This window comes from Bradyrhizobium sp. i1.15.2, from assembly GCF_040548425.1.
Classification (GTDB): domain Bacteria; phylum Pseudomonadota; class Alphaproteobacteria; order Rhizobiales; family Xanthobacteraceae; genus Bradyrhizobium; species Bradyrhizobium canariense.
The window spans coordinates 400,064-417,056 of record NZ_JBEPRQ010000003.1 but is presented as its reverse complement, the minus strand read 5'-3'; the positions used below and the strand labels follow the sequence as shown (position 1 = coordinate 417,056).

At 64.3% G+C, this 16,993-nt stretch carries 16 protein-coding genes; 4 read left to right on the top strand and 12 right to left on the bottom strand.

Annotated features, from left to right (window positions below; translation table 11 throughout):
- Nucleotides 1–190: 190 nt before the first annotated feature.
- Genes ABIB80_RS09515 through ABIB80_RS09500 form a run of 4 tightly spaced genes read right to left on the bottom strand, consistent with a single transcriptional unit; the run spans nucleotide 191 to nucleotide 4,436 of the window.
- The gene (locus tag ABIB80_RS09515) at nucleotides 191–1,249 is read right to left on the bottom strand and encodes an ABC transporter substrate-binding protein (protein WP_007595811.1); all 1,059 of its coding nucleotides are present in this window, start codon (nucleotides 1,247–1,249) and stop codon (nucleotides 191–193) included.
- A gap of 28 nt (nucleotides 1,250–1,277) precedes the next feature.
- Nucleotides 1,278–2,585, bottom strand: a complete 1,308-nt coding sequence (locus ABIB80_RS09510; protein WP_354127246.1) for an NAD(P)/FAD-dependent oxidoreductase — start codon at nucleotides 2,583–2,585, stop codon at nucleotides 1,278–1,280.
- 16 nt (nucleotides 2,586–2,601) lie between these two features.
- Nucleotides 2,602–3,318, bottom strand: coding sequence for an HAD family hydrolase (locus tag ABIB80_RS09505; protein WP_007595813.1), 717 nt, complete (start codon nucleotides 3,316–3,318; stop codon nucleotides 2,602–2,604).
- Nucleotides 3,319–3,353: 35 nt separating this feature from the next.
- Nucleotides 3,354–4,436, bottom strand: a complete 1,083-nt coding sequence (locus ABIB80_RS09500; protein ID WP_354127245.1) for an ABC transporter ATP-binding protein — start codon at nucleotides 4,434–4,436, stop codon at nucleotides 3,354–3,356.
- Between the two features lie 212 nt (nucleotides 4,437–4,648).
- Here ABIB80_RS09500 and ABIB80_RS09495 point away from each other — a divergent pair, with 212 nt between their 5' ends.
- Entirely contained in the window at nucleotides 4,649–5,587 is a 939-nt protein-coding gene (locus ABIB80_RS09495) for a LysR family transcriptional regulator (RefSeq protein WP_007595822.1), read from the top strand.
- A gap of 61 nt (nucleotides 5,588–5,648) precedes the next feature.
- On the opposite strand, the gene ABIB80_RS09490 is transcribed toward ABIB80_RS09495, so the two are convergent.
- The 7 genes from ABIB80_RS09490 to ABIB80_RS09460 form a co-directional block, all read right to left on the bottom strand.
- Nucleotides 5,649–6,560, bottom strand: coding sequence for a lipase family protein (locus ABIB80_RS09490; RefSeq protein ID WP_354127244.1), 912 nt, complete (start codon nucleotides 6,558–6,560; stop codon nucleotides 5,649–5,651).
- 262 nt (nucleotides 6,561–6,822) lie between these two features.
- Nucleotides 6,823–8,013 (bottom strand): mannonate dehydratase, encoded by a 1,191-nt coding sequence (uxuA, locus tag ABIB80_RS09485; RefSeq protein ID WP_219681245.1) that lies wholly within the window; start codon nucleotides 8,011–8,013, stop codon nucleotides 6,823–6,825.
- A 13-nt stretch (nucleotides 8,014–8,026) separates the two neighbouring features.
- Nucleotides 8,027–9,076, bottom strand: coding sequence for an L-idonate 5-dehydrogenase (locus ABIB80_RS09480; protein WP_354127243.1), 1,050 nt, complete (start codon nucleotides 9,074–9,076; stop codon nucleotides 8,027–8,029).
- Entirely contained in the window at nucleotides 9,073–10,479 is a 1,407-nt protein-coding gene (locus tag ABIB80_RS09475) for a TRAP transporter large permease (protein WP_007595829.1), read from the bottom strand. Before ABIB80_RS09475 ends, ABIB80_RS09480 begins: the two co-directional genes overlap by 4 nt.
- A gap of 4 nt (nucleotides 10,480–10,483) precedes the next feature.
- Nucleotides 10,484–11,062: a TRAP transporter small permease gene (locus ABIB80_RS09470; protein ID WP_354127242.1), complete on the bottom strand. Its 579-nt coding sequence runs from the start codon at nucleotides 11,060–11,062 to the stop codon at nucleotides 10,484–10,486.
- Nucleotides 11,063–11,198: 136 nt separating this feature from the next.
- Nucleotides 11,199–12,158: a sialic acid TRAP transporter substrate-binding protein SiaP gene (locus tag ABIB80_RS09465; RefSeq protein ID WP_354127291.1), complete on the bottom strand. Its 960-nt coding sequence runs from the start codon at nucleotides 12,156–12,158 to the stop codon at nucleotides 11,199–11,201.
- A gap of 104 nt (nucleotides 12,159–12,262) precedes the next feature.
- Nucleotides 12,263–13,072 carry a FadR/GntR family transcriptional regulator gene (locus ABIB80_RS09460; RefSeq protein WP_219681251.1) on the bottom strand — a complete coding sequence of 270 codons (810 nt, stop codon included), beginning with the start codon at nucleotides 13,070–13,072 and terminating at the stop codon, nucleotides 12,263–12,265.
- A 145-nt stretch (nucleotides 13,073–13,217) separates the two neighbouring features.
- On the opposite strand from ABIB80_RS09460, the gene ABIB80_RS09455 reads away from it, so the two are divergent.
- Both ABIB80_RS09455 and ABIB80_RS09450 read left to right on the top strand, forming a co-directional pair.
- Nucleotides 13,218–14,702 (top strand): mannitol dehydrogenase family protein, encoded by a 1,485-nt coding sequence (locus tag ABIB80_RS09455; protein ID WP_354127241.1) that lies wholly within the window; start codon nucleotides 13,218–13,220, stop codon nucleotides 14,700–14,702.
- Nucleotides 14,703–14,801: 99 nt separating this feature from the next.
- Nucleotides 14,802–15,209 carry a nuclear transport factor 2 family protein gene (locus ABIB80_RS09450; protein WP_007595837.1) on the top strand — a complete coding sequence of 136 codons (408 nt, stop codon included), beginning with the start codon at nucleotides 14,802–14,804 and terminating at the stop codon, nucleotides 15,207–15,209.
- A 67-nt stretch (nucleotides 15,210–15,276) separates the two neighbouring features.
- Here ABIB80_RS09450 and ABIB80_RS09445 read toward each other — a convergent pair whose 3' ends face one another.
- On the bottom strand, nucleotides 15,277–15,993 hold the full coding sequence (locus ABIB80_RS09445) for an HAD family hydrolase (RefSeq protein ID WP_219681255.1): 717 nt from the start codon (nucleotides 15,991–15,993) through the stop codon (nucleotides 15,277–15,279).
- A 145-nt stretch (nucleotides 15,994–16,138) separates the two neighbouring features.
- Here ABIB80_RS09445 and ABIB80_RS09440 point away from each other — a divergent pair, with 145 nt between their 5' ends.
- The gene (locus ABIB80_RS09440) at nucleotides 16,139–16,993 is read left to right on the top strand and encodes an SDR family oxidoreductase (protein ID WP_007595839.1); all 855 of its coding nucleotides are present in this window, start codon (nucleotides 16,139–16,141) and stop codon (nucleotides 16,991–16,993) included.

Sequence of the window (16,993 nt, the reverse complement as noted above, 5' to 3'; positions counted from 1 at the left end):
CTCGCTCATCTCGGGTGGTGCACCTCTCCCGCTTGCGGGAGAGGTCGGATCGCGAAAGCGATCCGGGTGAGGGTTCTGTCCTCTTGGGGAGTCTTTCTCGCGGAGATACCCTCTCCCCAACCCTCCCCCGCAAGCGGGGGAGGGAGCGCAGTGTCAGCTCTGGCACGACTTGCGCTCATCGCGATTTCGCTTACTTCTGCATGAACGACGCCCAGCGCTTCTCCGCCGCTTCGCCGGCTGGCGACGACCACCACGCGTAGGACATCAGCGCCTGCTTGGCCGCATTGGCCGGCTCGCTCGGCAATTGCGCGGCGCGCTCGGGCTTGATCACGTTGGTCTCGAACGCCTTTGGATTTCCCGGACCATAGTCGATATGCAGCGGCAGATTGGCCTGGTGCACGGGATCGACGGCCTCGTTGAGAAACTTGACGGCCGTCTCGAGATTCGGCGCGCCCTTGAGGATGCAGAGCGAGGTGCTTTGCAAAACGCCCTGGTTGTAGGTGAAGGCGACCTTGGCGCCTTCCTTCGCGACCGCGCTGACGCGGCCGTTCCAGGCCATCTCCATGTCGACCTCGCCGTCGTTGAGCAGTTGCGCCGACTGCGCGCCGGAGGTCCACCACACCGTGATATTCGGCTTGATCTCTTCGAGCTTCTTGAAGGCGCGGTCGACGTCGAGCGGATAGAGCTTGTCGGGCGCGACGCCGTCGGCCATCAGTGCCGCCTCGAGTGTGGCGAACGGGTGGTTGCGCAGTGCGCGGCGCCCGGGAAATTTCTTCACGTCCCAGAAATCGGCCCAGCTGTTCGGCGCGTCCTTCGGAAAGGTCTTCTGACTGTAGGCCAGGACGCTGGAATAGAACTCGTAGGAAACCGAATAGGGGCTGCGATAGGATTCCGGCATCGCCGCGCCATTCGGAATCTTTGAGAAGTCGAGCTTCTCGATCAGCCCCTGCTCGCCGCCACGCAGGCAGTTGCCGGTCGGCGTATCCACGACGTCCCAGATCGGCTTGCCGCTGCCGACCTGGGTCTTGATCGCCGGCCAGGCATCGGGAATGGAATCCTGGTTGATGGTGATGCCGAGCTTCTTGGCGGAAGGATCGAGGATCGCCACCGTCTGCGCCTGCTGATAGGCGCCGCCTTGCGAGACAAAGGTGATCTGTTCGGCAGCGGCGGCGGTGCCGGTTGTTGCGAACAATCCGAGCGATCCACCCAACAATGCGTAGCCAAATCGAATATCTCGTTTCGTCGTCATCCTCGCCTCCTCTGTCACCAATTGAATGTCACTGTCCGATCGCATCGAGAAACTGGTACCAGCCGGCGATCATGCGCACGGCGGGCTCGCGCAGCGGATAGAACGGAATCGCCCTCAGGCGCCGCGCGTCGAGCAGCCCGACCTCCGGTGTCTCGCCGCGGACGAAGGCGGCAAGATAGCGGCCCATCAGGCTCGACATCGCGACGCCCGCGCCGTTGTAGCCCATCGAGAACAGCGTGCGGTCGTCGAGCCGGCCGAGATGCGGCACCGAATCCAGCGTCATGGCAACGAGGCCCGACCATTTGTACGCGAGCGGCACATCGGCCAGGTCCGGAAAGATGCCGACCATCGCCTTGCGCAGCGCATCGAATGCGGCTTCCGAGTCCTGCCTGCCGAAGGCGCCGCGGCCGCCGAAGATGACGCGATTGTCGACCATGCGGAACCAGCGCATCATGCGCTTGGTCTCGGTGTAGGTGCGGCCCGTCAGCATCAGCTTGCCCGCGAGATTGCGCGGCAGCTGCTCGGTAGCGACCATGGCGCTGCGGAAGGGAATCAGGGTGCGCTGCATCTGCGCGGTGGCATCCGTCAGGTCCGAATAGCTGTTGGTGGCAATGATCGCCTGCTTCGCCCGCACCGCGCCTTGCGGCGTCTCCGCGACGATGCCGCCGTTGTCGCGCCGGAGTCTTACGACCGGCGACTCCTGGAAGATCGGCACCCCGCGGCGCGCGACGCCGTCGGCGAGACCGCGCAAATAGTTCAGCGGATGAATGCCGCCAGAGCCGGGATTGAGCACGCCGCCAACGAAGCTGTCGGAGCCGGTCTCGTCGCGTACGCCGCGCTTGTCGAGAATACGGACCTCGGCGGAGCCCATCTCGCGCGTCATCCAGTTGGCTTCGTCGATCGCGGCCTTCAGCGTGGTCTCATTGTGTGCGGCCTTGACCTGGCCGGTGCGGGCAAGCTGAGCGCTGGTGATGCCGAATTCGGAGACCAGCTCCTCGACCATGTCGGTGGATTCATGCGCGATCTCGTACATTCGCCGCGCCATGGCGCGGCCGTGCACGGCGTCGATCTCGCGGAACGAGAGACGGAATTTTGCGGTGATCACGCCGCCATTGCGCCCACTGGCGCCCCAGCCCGGGCGGTTGGCCTCGAGCACGATGGGGCTGAGCCCGCTCTTGGCGATGTGGTGGGCCGCGGACAGGCCGGTATAGCCGGCACCGATGATCACCACGTCAGCCTGGCTCTCGCCGGACAGGACCGGAAACGCGCGCGCCGGCTCCGCCGTGGCTTCCCACAGCGAGTTGGCCGACGGCAATGCGCCCCAGTTCTGCGTCATCTCCGCGCTCACAAAGTTACACCGCCGGCCCGATCGCCGCGTCGGCGAGCGCCTTCAATGTCGGGAAATGGAAGTCCGGCTTGGTCAGCGTCTCCACGGCCGGCGTGCCGCCGAAGCCTGCCATGCCCTGACGCCGCTCGATCCAGCACACCTTGTAACCGAGCTTCCGCGCGATCCCGATGTCGTGATACTGGCTCTGCGCCACGTGCAGAATGTCGGACTGCTTGTAGCCGAACGCCGACTGGCGGCCCTTGTTGTAGGCAAAGAATTCCGGGTTCGGCTTGGCGACGCCAGTCTCGTCGGCGCAAACGGTATCGTCGAAGGGATTGCCGAGCGCATGCGCGTAACAGGAGAGCGCGACGCGGTCGGCGTTGGTCATCGCGACCAGGCGGAATTTAGTTCTCAGGCGCTTCAGAGCCTCGACCGAATCCGGGAACGGTCCCCAGCGCAGCACCGCGAGTTGGAACACGTCGCAGGAGGCGTCATCGGCCTGCAGCCCGAGCTCCTTGGCGAGATAGCGATAGACATGGAACATCACCTCGCTCGAACGCTCATGGTGCTTGTCGCGGCCACGCTTGTAGGATTCGAAGATCTTGTCGTCGCTGAGCTCGGCCGGCGACTTGCCCGAGATCCTGCGCACCGCGGAGAGCACGCCGGTCTCGAAATCGATCAAGGTGCCGACGACGTCGAAGGTGAGAACCTTGAAATTGCTGAACGAGGCTGCTGACGACATTTTGGCTTCTTCTCTCGGTTGGACAAGGCTTGGGTTCAGTCCCTCACCCTGGGTACGACGATGGTGTCCTCGGGGTGAAGGGTCACGGTGAGGCTGCCGCCGAGTGGCGGGATGCGGCTGTAGGCCTGGTGGTAGCTCGGCTGCCGCAGGCTGAGCACGATGCCGTCGGCGAGCGCCAGGAAGATGCGCAGGCTCTCGCCCTGATAGACGATGTCAGTGACCGTGCCGGTGAGCCGGTTGCAGGCTGAGTCCGGCGCGCCGTCGTCGATCAGCAGCTTTTCGCTGTGCACGGCGAGCATCAGCGAGTCTCCGTCGGGAATGGCGCGGGCGCTGCGCAGAAGCACATTGCCCAGCGCAACGCCGGAGGCATCGACGCGTCGCACGGGAAGCATCGTGGCTTCGCCAATGAAACTTGCGACGAAGGAATCCGCGGGATGATCGTGCAGGCGCTCGGGCGCGTCGATCTGGATCAGCCTGCCGTCTTTCATCACGGCGACGCGGTCGCTCATGGTCAGCGCTTCGCGTTGGTCGTGGGTGACGTAGATGATGGTGGCGCCGATGCGCTTGTGCAGCGCGCGCAGCTCGATCTGCATGGATTCGCGCAGTTGCTTGTCGAGCGCGGACAGCGGTTCGTCCATCAGGATCAGCCGCGGCTCGAAGATCATGGCGCGTGCGAGCGCCACGCGCTGGCGCTGGCCGCCGGAGAGCTGCGCGATACCGCGCTCTTCGTAGCCGGCAAGGCCAACCATCGAAAGTGCCGTGCGCACCTTGTCCGGCCAGACCGCCTTCGGCAGCCGTCGCGCGCGCAAGGGAAAGGCGACATTCTCGCCGACGCTCATATGCGGGAACAGCGCGTAATTCTGGAAAACGACGCCGATGTCGCGCTTGTGCGGGGGCATCCAGGTGACGTCGCGGCCGCCAAACAGGATCGTTCCGCTCGATGGCAAGATGAAGCCGCCGAGGATGCCGAGCAACGTGGTCTTGCCGGAGCCGGAGGGGCCCAGCAGCGAGACGAACTCGCCGGCGGCGACATTGAGGGACACGTCGTCGAGGGCGCGAACGGCACCATAGGCCTTGCTCGCGGATCTGATCTCGACGCTTTCCGCTCGTTTGTCCAACGATCGACCTCGCCATGTCCCTGCAACGGCGTGCCTCACTGCACGCCATAAGCCTGCTTTATAGACAGGAAATTTGAGCACTCACGGTCGAAGCGTGCACCGCACCAACATCTTCGCTCGCAAGCCCTGTCTTTAGGCTGTGACGCCAATGACACCAGACTTGGCAAAACTCGGCAATTGCCAAATTCTCACCTGGCTCATAACATGGTGTTATGCCCGAGCTGCGCCGCATGCTGCCCTCAAGTAACGCCTTGTTCGTCTTCGACGCAGCGGCGCGCAATGGCAGCTTCACGGCGGCTGCCGCCGAACTGAACGTCACCCAGCCTGCGGTGAGCCGGATGCTCGGACAGTTCGAGGAGCACCTAGGCGTTCGCCTGTTCGACCGAACAGCAGGACGTGCGGTGCTCACCGAGGAAGGCGAACTCTTGTATCGCCGCGTGCTCGAAGGTTTTCGCAGCATCGAGAGCGGACTCGTGGAAATCGAACGGCGGCGCAAGGGCACCGAGACGGTGACGCTGTCGGTCTCCTCCGCCTTCACCACGCACTGGCTGATGCCGCGCATCGACAAGCTGCAGAAGCAATTTCCGCAGGTCGATCTGCGCTTCCAGCTCATTTCCGGCGCGCTGCGCGGGCCGGTGGAGAATGTCGACCTCGGCATGCGCTTCCGCGATCGCGAGGAGCCGTCATCCGGCGGCACGCTGGTGATGAAGGAGGTCATGCTGCCGATGTGCAGCCCTGCCTATCTCGGCGAAACCGATCCCGCCGAGGGCAACACCATCATTAGGCTCGCCGAGACGCCGGGCGACTGGGCCGCGGATTACGCATCGCTTCTCACCGGGCGTCGCGGTGCGGCCAAGGCGCTGAGCTTCACGGACTATGCCGTCGTGATGCAGGCCGCCCTGCTCGGCCAGGGTATCGCGCTCGGATGGCTGACGGTCGCCTCGCACTGGCTGTTGACGGGCGCGCTGGTGCCGGCGTCCGACACGCTCACCACGACGCGCCGCATCTGCGAATTCCTGCCACCGCGCAACCGGCCGATGCGCCCCATCGCCGCCGAGATCCGCGACTGGATCACCGCCCAGATGAAAAGCGAGATCGCCGCGATCGACCGGCTCTATCCAAAGCTCGGCGCAATGGCTGCGTGCTACTAGAGCGTTTTCGGGCGAAGTGGATATACCGGCTCGCGTGAAGAAAACGCGTCAAAACCGGAGTCTAGGCGGGTGTCAGCGCGGCACAGTAACGATCGGGCAGGTGATCGCCGATGCCCGCCGGGAGCAGCACCGTAAGCCTGCCGACGACATCCGACCGCGTGTTCTCGGATACGCCGCTGAGGAGATTGCGGACCTGCTCACCAATTCCAGCATTCGCCATTGGCTCATCCGAACCAACATTCGTCGTGAGCTGGCTGGCGCTGAATTTGGCGCCGCGTGCACAGGCGAGATAACGGCCGACGTGATGAAAGCCAAGCCCGGGCGGAGGCACGGTCGGGACGATGTCGGTGCCGTGCACGAGACGATAGGTCATCCTGCCGAACGTACCGTTGTAGAGTGCGACGAAATCGTCGCGGCCCACGCGCGGACAACCGTAAAGATAGATCTGCGCATCCGCGAGTTGGAGCTGCTCCCGCGCGAAGTCCACCGTTGCCACCGCGATCGCGGCGCCGAGGCTGTGCCCAGTGATGAAGATCGGTGATTTGCGCGCCAGCGCTGCCGCCAGTGCGCTCTTCACGTCGTCCCACACGGCTGCCGCCGCATCGACGAACCCCTGGTGCACGGGCGCCTTCGGTCGGCCAAGCGTGAAATCGCTGACCCAGTTCAGGAGATGAAGCGGGTCGGTGCCGGCGAAGGCGACAATTGTTGCGTCGCCCTTGCTCGCGATGATCCCGCGCGTGTCGGTCAGCGGCAGCGTCGAATGCGCCGGCTGGCTCAGCAGCTTGACACCGGACAGATCAAAGAACGGAGAGACCCTGTTGATCGTGTCCGGCACATGGGTCTCGTAGGCGAGTTGCGACATCCACATCATCGCGCGAGCGATGTCGAGATCAAAGCCGGTTGATGTCTCGTCGAATTTTGCAAATGCCCGTCGGTCATATTGATCGGGAGGAAGTTCGACCAGAATGCTCACATCAAGCTCCTAAATGGCTTATTGCTGCAATGCGTCGATCGAAAACGGAATGGCGCTACCTTCGCATATGGCTGGAACTTTGACAATCTGTGCGCGTGCCCGGGACGTATTCTGCCGTCGCGCTTAAGAGGACAAGGTTGAGACGAGGCACCTCTCCTCCACGTCATTGCGAGCGCAGCGAAGCAATCCAGAGTCTTTCCGCGGCGGGATTCTGGATTGCTTCGCTGCGCTCGCAATGACGGTGCGGATAGAGCTTTGGCCCCTATTGATGCTCGATCGCGCGGATTGCGCCGCGCAGCTCGGCGAGACCGCGGAGGCGACCGATCGCGGTGTAGCCCGGATTGGTGCGCTTGGTCGCCGCGAGATCGTCCAGCATGCGGTGGCCGTGGTCGGGCCGAAACACGATCTGCCGGTCGGGCGAACGCCGCGCGTTCTCCTTCAGCAGCGCCTTCAGCACTGCGACCATGTCGACGTCACCGTCGAGATGATCGGACTCGTAAAAGGACAGACCATCCGCTTCGCGCTTGGTCGCGCGCAGATGCGCAAAGGCAATGCGCGGACCGAAGCGTTCGGCCATCGCGGCAAGATCGTTCTCGGCGCGCACGCCGAGCGACCCTGTGCACAGGCAGATACCATTCGCCTTTGACGGTACGGCATCAAACAACGCCTGATAGTCATCGGCGCTGGACGCGACGCGCGGCAGCCCGAACAGCGGGCGCGGCGGGTCGTCCGGATGCAGTGTCAATGAGACGCCGAGCTGCTCGGCGACGGGTGTGACGCGGCCCAAAAACTCGGCGAGATGTTGCCGCAGGATTTTTGGCGTGACGTCGCGATATGTCTCGAGCCGGTCGCGGAATTGCGGGATGGTCATCGGCTCGGTGGTCGAGCCCGGCAGCGCGCTGGCGATCACCATGACGAGGTAATCGATATCGGCCTGGCTCATCTGGTCGAACAGCTTTTTCGCGCGACCCTGCTGCTCCGGCGAATACTCGGCGGTCGCGGCCGGCCGCTTCAGGATGTGCAGCTCGAAGGCGGCGAAACGGTCCTGGTCGAAGCGCATGGCACGGGCGCCGTTCGGCAGCTCCCATTCGAGATCGGTGCGGCACCAATCCACGACGGGCATGAAATTGTAGCAGATGATCTTGATACCGGCCGCGGCAACCGCCTCCAGGCTGGCGATCCACGTCTCGATCGAGCGCGTTGCCTTAGCCCCGAGACGCTTGACGTCGTCGGGGATCGGAATCGATTCCACCACCGACCAGGTCAGCTGCGAGCGGCCGGGCTGACCGTTCTCGATGAAGTTCTTGCGCTCCTCGACCGCCTTGCGTGTCCAGGCTTCACCGATCGGCACCTGATGCAGCGCCGAGACGATATCGCTCGCCCCGGCCTGCCTGACATCATCGAGCGAGACCGGATCGTCCGGCCCGTACCAGCGCCATCCTTCGAGCATCATGCGGCCTCTCCAATCAGTTCGCGGTCAGCACGACCTTGACGCTCTGCGAGCGGTCGAGCGCCAGCCGCAGCGCATCGGGCGCGGTGGACAGCGGCCGTTCGGCGGTGACCAGCGACAGCACGTCGACGCTGCCGTCCGCAATCAGCTCCACCGCCGTCATGAACTCGAGCCCGAAGCGGAACGAACCGCGCAGGTCGATCTCCTTGGCCATCACCGCATTCGCCGGCACCGGAATCTGGCCACCCGGCAAATTACCGATCTGCACCACAACGCCGCCGCGCCTGACGATACCGATCGCACTGGCAAGGCCTGCAGCCGTGCCTGAGACTTCGAAAGCGACATCGTACGGGCGCGACGCGGCCTGCGCCTTCAGGCCTTCCTCGCCGGCTGCGACATTCTCGACGTGAGAGGCGCCGAGCCGGCTCGCAAAGGCCAACGGGGCCGGCGCGATGTCGGCCACGGTGATGTCCGTCATGCCGGCGCGGCGCGCGGCGAGCATCGTCAGAAGCCCGATCGGACCGGCGCCGAAGATGATGCCGCGCTTGCCTTCGATGTTGCCGGCACGCGCCACCGCGTGCAGGCAGACCGCGAGCGGCTCGGCCAGCGCCGCGGCCTGATAGGACACATGATCGGGGATCTTCACGCACTGCGCCGGGATCGCGTCGAAATAGTTGGCAAAGCCGCCCTGCATATGCGGCGTCTTCGAGGCCGAGCCCATGAAGTAGATATTTTCGCAGAGGTTTTGCCGGCCTTCGCGGCAAGCGCCGCAATGGCCGCACCAGCGCGACGGGTTGACGGCAACGCGGTCGCCGACCTTCAGGTTCGCCGCGGAGCCCGCGATCTCCATGACCTCGCCCGAGATCTCGTGGCCGAGTACCAGCGGCGACTTCACGACGAAATCGCCGGTGCGGGCGTGGCGGAAGTAATGCATGTCCGAGCCGCAGATGCCGCCGGCGCCGAAGCGGATGCGCACCATGCCTGAAGCGAGCTTGTCGAGCAGATGCTCGACCATGCGCAGGTCTTCGGGGCCGAACAGGGTTGCGGCGAGAGCTGTGGAGGTCATTTGGAAAGTCCCATGTATTTTGGCAGCCAGAGGGTCAGTTCGGGGATGTAGGTGATCGCGATCAGCGCGAGCATCAGCGGCACCAGCCAGGGCAGGATCGCGACCGTGGTGCGCTCGACCGAGAGCTTTGCCACGCGTGCCAGCACGAATAGCACCATGCCGAGCGGCGGGTGCAACAGGCCGATCATCAGGTTCAGCGTCATGATCAGGCCGAAATGGATGGGATCGATGCCGAGCTTGAGCACGATCGGCAAGAGGATCGGCACCAGGATGGTGATCGCCGCCGTGGTGTCGATGAAGCAGCCGACGAACAGGATCAGCACGTTGGCCAACGCCAGGAAGACCCATTTATTATGGGTGATGCCGAGCATCCAGTCCGACAGCAGTTGGGCTGCCTGCGACACCGTGAGCAGCCAGGCAAAGATCGAGGCAGCGGTGACGATGAACAGCACCGAGGCCGTGGTCTCGATGGTGTCGAAGGTCGCCTTCGCCACCGTCTTCAGCGTCATGGTGCGGTAGCGCACGAGGCCAAGGAACAGCGACCAGATCACGGCGGCGACGGCAGCCTCCGTCGGCGTGAACCAGCCCAGCGTCATGCCGCCGATCAGGATCACCGGCGCCATCAAGGCCATGACCGCCGAGAAATCGAAGTACCAGTCGAGCGCGAGCAGCGCGACCAGGCCAATCCCAACGGCCCAATTGGTGGAGAGGCCGGCGACCGTCAGAAGCCAGACGGCCATCGGGAAGCTCAGTACGACGAGGATCTCGAGCCCCGCCGATCCCAATTGCGGCCAGGAGAACGGCGTATCGCTGCCCCATTTGTTCTTGTGCGCGAAGTAGGTGACGGTGGCCATCATGAGCAGCGTCAGCACGACGCCTGGAATGACGCCCCCCAGAAACAGCGCGCCGATCGAGACGTTCGCCATCATGCCGTAGATCACGAAAGGCAGCGACGGCGGGATGATCGGGCCGAGCGTGGCGGACGCCGCGGTGACGCCGACGGAGAATTCCGTGGTGTAACCGTGATCCTTCATCGCCTTGATCTCGATGGTGCCAAGGCCGGCAGCATCCGCGATCGCGGTGCCGGACATGCCGGAGAAGATCACCGAGCCGATGATGTTGACGTGACCGAGGCCACCGCGCATCCAGCCGACCAGCGCGACGGCGAATTTGTAGATGCGCCCGGTGACGCCGGCAATGTTCATGAGATTGCCGGCCAGGATGAAGAACGGCACGGCGAGCAGCGGAAAGCTCTCGACGCCGGCGATCATGCGCTGCGCCAGCGTGACGTCGGGCGTCACCCCGCTGACCAGGATGTAGAGCAGCGACGACGCAGCCATGGCGATCGCCACGGGCACGCCGAGCAGCATCAGGATGAGAAAGCCTCCAAGCAACAGCAACATGGGATTACCCTTCAAAACCGTCGTAGGCGCCGGGACGTTCGAGGATCGAGTAGCCCTGCCGCAAATGTTGGATGGCCACCTGCACCGAGCGGACGAACATCAGCACGAAGCCGGCAAGCACGGCGTAATAGACGTAGTCCTTGGGAAGATTGATCGTGGTCATGGACTCGTCGCCGATGATCTGGATGTAGACCCAGACCAGCTTGATGGCATAGCCGAAGAAGACGATCCGGATCAGATCAATGACAGTCGACAAAGCGCGCGCCGCGACATGCGGCAGATAGCGGTAGATCAGATCGACCTGGATGTGCCGCGACAGCCGCACGCACATCGAGGAGCCGATGAAGACCACGCCGATCAAGCAGTAGGTCGCGATCTCCTCGGTCCAGGCGTAGCTGTCGTTGAGCACGTAGCGGGTAAAGAACTGCAGGAAGACGGCGAGCGCCATCACCCAGAAGATCGCCAGCGCGACCCAGTCCTCGAAAGCGTAGATGCCGAGATCGACCTTGGATGCCGCCTCTTCCTCGAAGGTGTGGGCGATCTCGTCCGCGGTGATCTGCCGGTGCGTTTCGGCGGTGGACATGGGTGTGCTCTCCAAACTGGTCACGTCGTTCCGGGATGGTGCGTTAGCACCAGACCCGGAACCTCGAGATTCTCAGGTGCGCGATTGCGCACCGTAGTTCGGTCCTGCGGACCGCCCCGGGATGACGACTACGTCGTCATTTCACCGCCTGAATGCGTTCCCAGTCGGCCTTGCGATAGCCAAACGTCTCGAACGCGACGTTCTTCAGAACGGTGTCGCGGAACTCGTTCTTGTCGACCTCGGTCACGGTCAGGCCCTTCTCCTTGAAGAAGGCAATCAGCTTGGCCTCATTCTGCTTGATCTCCGCGGTCGCCTTGGCGGCGGCTTCCTGCGCGACGTCGGTGAAGATCTTCTTGTCCTCGTCGCTGAGCTTCTTCCAGAGCGCACCGGCCACCACCGTGTTGAGATGGTCGACAATGTGGCCGGTCAGCACGATGTGCTTCTGCACCTCGTAGAACTTCTTGGCCTCGATCGTGGTGAGCGGATTCTCCTGCGCCTCGACGGTGCCGTTCTGGAGCGCCAGATAGACTTCGGCGAACGCGATCGGCGCGGTGTTGGCGCCGCAGGCGCGCGGCATCGCCAGATAAGCGGGCACGTCGGGCACGCGCATCTTGAGGCCCTTGAGGTCGGCACAGGTCTTGATCGGCTTGTTCGACGAAGTCTGGCGCACGCCGTAATAGGTCACCGCGAGGATGTGGTGGCCGCTCTTGTCCTCGTAACCCTTGGTGAGCTCCTTGAAGATGTCGCTCTTGGTGTAGGCGAGCAGATGATCGGCATCGCGGAAGGTGTAGGGATAATAGGTCACGCCGATCGGCGGAAAGCTCTTGGCCGCAAAGCTCGAGCCGGAGATGATGATGTCGACCGAGCCAAGCGAGAGGCCCTGGTTGATGTCGGCTTCCTTGCCGAGCTGCGACGCCGGATAGACGTCGATCGCATAACGCCCATTGGTGCGCTTGCCGATTTCCTGCGCGGCCCACACTGAGGCGGTGTGGAAGGGCTCCGAGGTCTCGTAGACATGGGCCCATTTGAGCTTGGTCTGCGCCATGCCGGCGCCAGTCGTCGCAATCATCGCCGCGGCCGAGACCGCCAGCACCATTGTCATCTTTTTCAACACTGACTTTTCCTCCATTTTTCAAGTCTGCTTCTTTTAAATCTGCTTCTTGTCCGCCCGCCCCCGACGCGGGTGCGGGCCGCACAATCTCATCGCGGTCGCGCGCTGCTGCTCGTGACTCGCTTCTTCTTCGGCGCACGTTGCGGTCTTGACGGCTTTGCCGTCGATCGCGCCACCCGCCCGGACGACGGTCCTGCCACCTTCTCGGCGCCGAAGTTCTGCGCAAAGCGCTCCTGGGATCTCGCGAGATGATCGCGCATCGCATCGCGCGCGGCCCCGGGATCGTGCGCCGCGATCGCGTCGCGCACCGCGCGATGCTCGTCGAGCGCAGTGCGCCACGTGCCCGGGCTTTCGAAATAATGCGCAAGCTGCGCGAAATAGGGATTGAGGCGCTGGTCGAACAACTCGCCGACCACACGCACCAGAACGGCATTGCCGAGGCTTCCGGCGATCGCGACGTGGAAGGCGCGGTCGTAGACCATTGAGGCTTCGCCGGGGTGTTCTACATTCTCCATCGCGACAAGGGACGCATCGATGCGGGCAACGTCGTCCTTCGTCGCCACGCGTGCGGCTTCTTCGGCAATGGAGCTTTCCAGGAACTCGCGGGCGCGCAGCAGCTCGAACGGGCCCTCGATAACGGACGCAGGCGCGGTCGCCGCAACCGCCGCGGGCTCGATCACATAGATGCCGGAACCGACGCGGATGCGGAGGCGGCCCTCGACTTCGAGCGCGATCAGGGCTTCGCGCACCGTGGGCCTGGAAATCTTGAGCTGCTCGGCGAGTTCGCGCTCGGTCGGCAAGCGGCTGCCGACCGCGTACTCGCCGCTGTCGATCAGGCTTCGCAATTGATCGGCGACCTGGCGATAAAGCCGTCTCGCCTCCACAGCTTCCAGCGGCACGCTGGTCCTCCCGAAAGGGTCATGCCGGCAGCTCTCGCTGCCCGCGGCCCGCCAATTTTGGAAAATTGGTCTTACCAATTGACCGCAGCATTGACCGAGGACAGGCGCCATGTCAAGCAGCGGCCAAACAAGGGGAGAGACGACCATGCGCCCTGATCCAACGCGCCTTGGCCGCGCCAATCTCGACCGGCTGCCACAAGGCATCCGCCGCCCGGCCTACGACCGTTCGCGGGTCACGCCCGGCATCGTGCATCTCGGCCTTGGCGCGTTTCATCGCGCCCACCAGGCCGTGGTCATCGACGATTGCCTTGCCGCCGGCGCCACCTCGTGGGGCATCGTCGGCGCCAGCTTGCGCAGCCCTGACACACGCGACGCCCTCGCCCCGCAGGATCATCTCTACACGGTTGCCGTCCGTGCAGCCGAAGCCACCGAACACCGCATCATCGGTGCGCTGCTCGACAGCGTGGTCGCGCGCGAAAGCCCGGCACGATTGGTCGAGCGAATGGCCGATCCCGCCATTCGCATCGTCTCCCTCACCGTCACCGAGAAAGGCTATTGCCACACGCCGCAGACCGGCGATCTCGACGAACGCCATCCTGATGTCGTGCACGACCTCAACAATTTCGACGCGCCGCGCTCGGCTCCCGGCTTCATCGTTGCAGCGCTGGCGCGCCGGCGGGCCCTGGGCGCGCCGCCGTTCACCGTGCTGAGCTGCGACAACCTCGCCGCCAATGGCCACACCGTGCAGCGGATCGCGACGCAATTCGCCGCGCTGCGCTCGAAGGATCTCGGCAAGTGGATCGCGGATACGGCGGCCTTCCCCTCGACTATGGTCGACCGCATCGTGCCGGAGACGACGGATGGTGACCGCGACGTGGTTTCGTCGGCGCTCGGTTTGCGCGACGCATGGCCCGTCATGACCGAGCCGTTCACGCAATGGGTAGTCGAGGATCGCTTTACGGCGGGCCGGCCCGATCTTGCCGCCGCCGGGGTCGAACTGGTGAACGACGTCAAGCCATTCGAGTTGATGAAGCTGCGGCTGCTCAACGCCAGCCATTCGGCGCTGGCCTATCTCGGCTATCTCGCCGGCTACGAGACCATCGCCGACACCATGCAGGATCCGCATTTCGCGCGCCTCGCCGCGCAGGTGATGGAAGAGGCCGCGGTGACGCTGACGATGCCCGCGGGCACCGATCTGGCCGCCTATCGCGCCTCGCTGCTCAAGCGCTTCGCCAATCCGGCACTGCATCACCGCACCTGGCAGATCGCAATGGACGGCTCCCAAAAGCTGCCGCAGCGCCTGCTCGGCGCGATCCAGGATCGTCTCGCCAGCAACCTACCGATCGCGACGCATGCGCTCGCGGTGGCCGGCTGGATGCGCTACGTCACCGGTCTCGACGAGAACGGCCGCACCATCGACGTGCGCGATCCGCTCGCCGCCGAATTCGGTGGCTTGGCGCGCGAGGCAGGTCCCGTCGCCGAACGATTGGCGCCCGCACTGCTCGGCGTCGGAAAAGTGTTCGGGTCGCTGGGCGCGGAGCCGCGCCTGCGCGAGGCCGTGACCGGAGCACTCGGCCGACTCTACCAGGATGGCGCGCGGCGTGCGGTGGAGACTCTGGTCTCGGCGTGACCACAAAACGGGCAGCAATGCTGCATTGCGGTCCAGATCGACGGAAAGTCGACGGAAGTCTTGCTTGATTTTTGTCTGTCATTGCCCCACCCGAGAGGCATGGCAAAGGACAGCAAGGTGATCGCGGCGAACGCAGCGTTCTACGCCGCCTTTTCGACCGGCGATTTCGACGAAATGGAGCGGATGTGGGCGGACGATGACGCCATTTCCTGCATTCATCCCGGCTGGCCGGCCATCATCGGCCGGGCCACGGTGATCGGAAGCTGGCGCGATATCCTGCAGAGCCCGGAACGGCCGCAGATCGTGTGCGCGGAACCGCAGGCCATCGTCGATGGCGACAGCGCGCGCGTGCTCTGCATCGAGATCGTCGACGGCACGGCATTGGCTGCGGCCAACCATTTCCGGCGCGTCGGCAACGACTGGCGCCTGGTGCACCACCAGTCGAGCCCGATCGCGCAGATTGTCGAGCAAGCTGAGGACGATAGAGCGAGCCACCGCGTCCATTGAGGGCGTCCGGCCCGCAGGCACATTCTACTGTGCATGGGGTTGTTTTTCAGTTTTTTTTGTTTTGGCCTCACCCGAGCCCGGACAGATCATCCAGCACGACCCGCGCCTGGCTAAAATCGTCGTCCCGGAAGAACATGCTTCTGGTGATGAGCACGGGAATGTTCGCTCGTGAGGCCGCGATCAGGCCGTTGGCGGAATCCTCGATCGCGATGCAGTCGGACGCGTTGAGCTTCAGCCGCGCCAGGATCTCGAAATAGACATCCGGCGCAGGCTTTTTATGCCGCACGTCATCCCCGGCCACGATCGCATCAAAATCCGCGGCCCAGCTTTTTCCCAGGGCCCGCGACAGCAGCGCATCGATATTGCCGTGTGACGTGGTCGTCGCGATCGCGAGCCGCTGGCCGCGCGCCTTGGCAGCAGCGAACAGATCCGTCACCCCGGGCCGTAAGGGGCAGCAGCCGGTCTCGACCAGTTCGGCAAAATGCGCAGTCTTGATGCGGTGGAGTTCCGCGATGTCCACATCCGATAATGGCGCGGCGATCCTCAGCCTTTCATGGTGGGCGCGGATCCGTTCCTTGCCGCCGGTGACCCGCAGCAGGTCCTTGTAGACGGCCCGGTCCCACTGCCAGTCGAGACCGTGGCGGGCGAAGGCATGGTTGAAGGCCTGCCGATGCAGCTCTTCGGTCTCGGCCAACGTGCCGTCGACATCGAAGATCAGCGCGGCGGCGCGGCGGACCAGCTCAGCCGCGTCAGATACCATTATGGCGGGCGCTTCTGCCTGCATGTTCGATGCGTCCCTCCGACGAGCGACCATCGCCTGCACAGGCGGGCGGGACAAATCGCAATATCTTTTGCCGGACCCAAAAATCTCTTATGAGCGGAGGGCGCGCTGCGGCGCGGACGGGAACTCCGACCTGCAAGGAAGACGTATGCGGCTCTTTATCCTGGGTCTCGGCTACAGTGCCCGGCACTTCGTCCGCCTGTTCGGTGGCGGCTTCTCGCATATCGCCGGCACGGTGCGCGATCCCGCGCAGCGGGGCGACCTCGCCGGCATCGAGGTACACGCCTTCTCCGGGAGCATTCCGGCACGCGAGACGGTCGAACGCATGCGCGACGCGGATGTCCTTCTCGTCTCGATCCCGCCCGGCGGCAGTGGCGATCCCGCCATCGCGACCTTCTCCGGCCTGCTTGCGGCGGGCGGCGACCGCAGGATCATCTATCTCTCCACGATCGGCGTGTATGGTGATCACGCCGGCGGCTGGGTCGACGAGAGCACGCCGCCGCAGGCCGGCCTCGACCGCACGCGCATGCGGGTCGCGGCGGAACAGGCATGGACCGACACGACCGGTGGCGACGCCGCGATCCTGCGGCTTGCGGGTATCTATGGCCCCGGCCGTAACGCACTGGTGACGCTGCGCGCTGGAACGGCCCGGCGCATCATCAAGCCGGGACAGGTGTTCAACCGCATCCACGTCGACGACATCGCGAGCGCGATCATGGCCGCGATTCATCATCCGAGCGGCGGCACGTGGAACGTCTGTGACGACGAGCCGGCACCGCCGCAGGACGTGATCGCTTACGCGGCGAAGCTGATGAACGTTGCACCGCCGCCGGAAGAGCCGTTCGAGACCGCCGAGATGTCGGCGATGGCCCGCAGCTTCTATGCCAGCAGCGCTCGTGTTTCCAACGCGAAAATGAAGCGCAAGCTCGGCGTCACGCTTGCGTATCCGACCTACCGCCACGCCCTCGATGCGTTGTGGCAAGCGGGGGAACGAGGATCATGA

Coding starts and splice junctions, on each gene's coding strand:
- ABIB80_RS09515 (WP_007595811.1), bottom strand. CDS start 1,249: ATGACGACGAAACGAGATATTCGATTTGGCTACGCATTGTTGGGTGGA.
- ABIB80_RS09510 (WP_354127246.1), bottom strand. CDS start 2,585: ATGACGCAGAACTGGGGCGCATTGCCGTCGGCCAACTCGCTGTGGGAA.
- ABIB80_RS09505 (WP_007595813.1), bottom strand. CDS start 3,318: ATGTCGTCAGCAGCCTCGTTCAGCAATTTCAAGGTTCTCACCTTCGAC.
- ABIB80_RS09495 (WP_007595822.1), top strand. CDS start 4,649: ATGCCCGAGCTGCGCCGCATGCTGCCCTCAAGTAACGCCTTGTTCGTC.
- uxuA (WP_219681245.1), bottom strand. CDS start 8,013: ATGATGCTCGAAGGATGGCGCTGGTACGGGCCGGACGATCCGGTCTCG.
- ABIB80_RS09480 (WP_354127243.1), bottom strand. CDS start 9,076: ATGACCTCCACAGCTCTCGCCGCAACCCTGTTCGGCCCCGAAGACCTG.
- ABIB80_RS09475 (WP_007595829.1), bottom strand. CDS start 10,479: ATGTTGCTGTTGCTTGGAGGCTTTCTCATCCTGATGCTGCTCGGCGTG.
- ABIB80_RS09470 (WP_354127242.1), bottom strand. CDS start 11,062: ATGTCCACCGCCGAAACGCACCGGCAGATCACCGCGGACGAGATCGCC.
- ABIB80_RS09465 (WP_354127291.1), bottom strand. CDS start 12,158: ATGGTGCTGGCGGTCTCGGCCGCGGCGATGATTGCGACGACTGGCGCC.
- ABIB80_RS09455 (WP_354127241.1), top strand. CDS start 13,218: ATGCGCCCTGATCCAACGCGCCTTGGCCGCGCCAATCTCGACCGGCTG.
- ABIB80_RS09450 (WP_007595837.1), top strand. CDS start 14,802: ATGGCAAAGGACAGCAAGGTGATCGCGGCGAACGCAGCGTTCTACGCC.
- ABIB80_RS09445 (WP_219681255.1), bottom strand. CDS start 15,993: ATGCAGGCAGAAGCGCCCGCCATAATGGTATCTGACGCGGCTGAGCTG.
- ABIB80_RS09440 (WP_007595839.1), top strand. CDS start 16,139: ATGCGGCTCTTTATCCTGGGTCTCGGCTACAGTGCCCGGCACTTCGTC.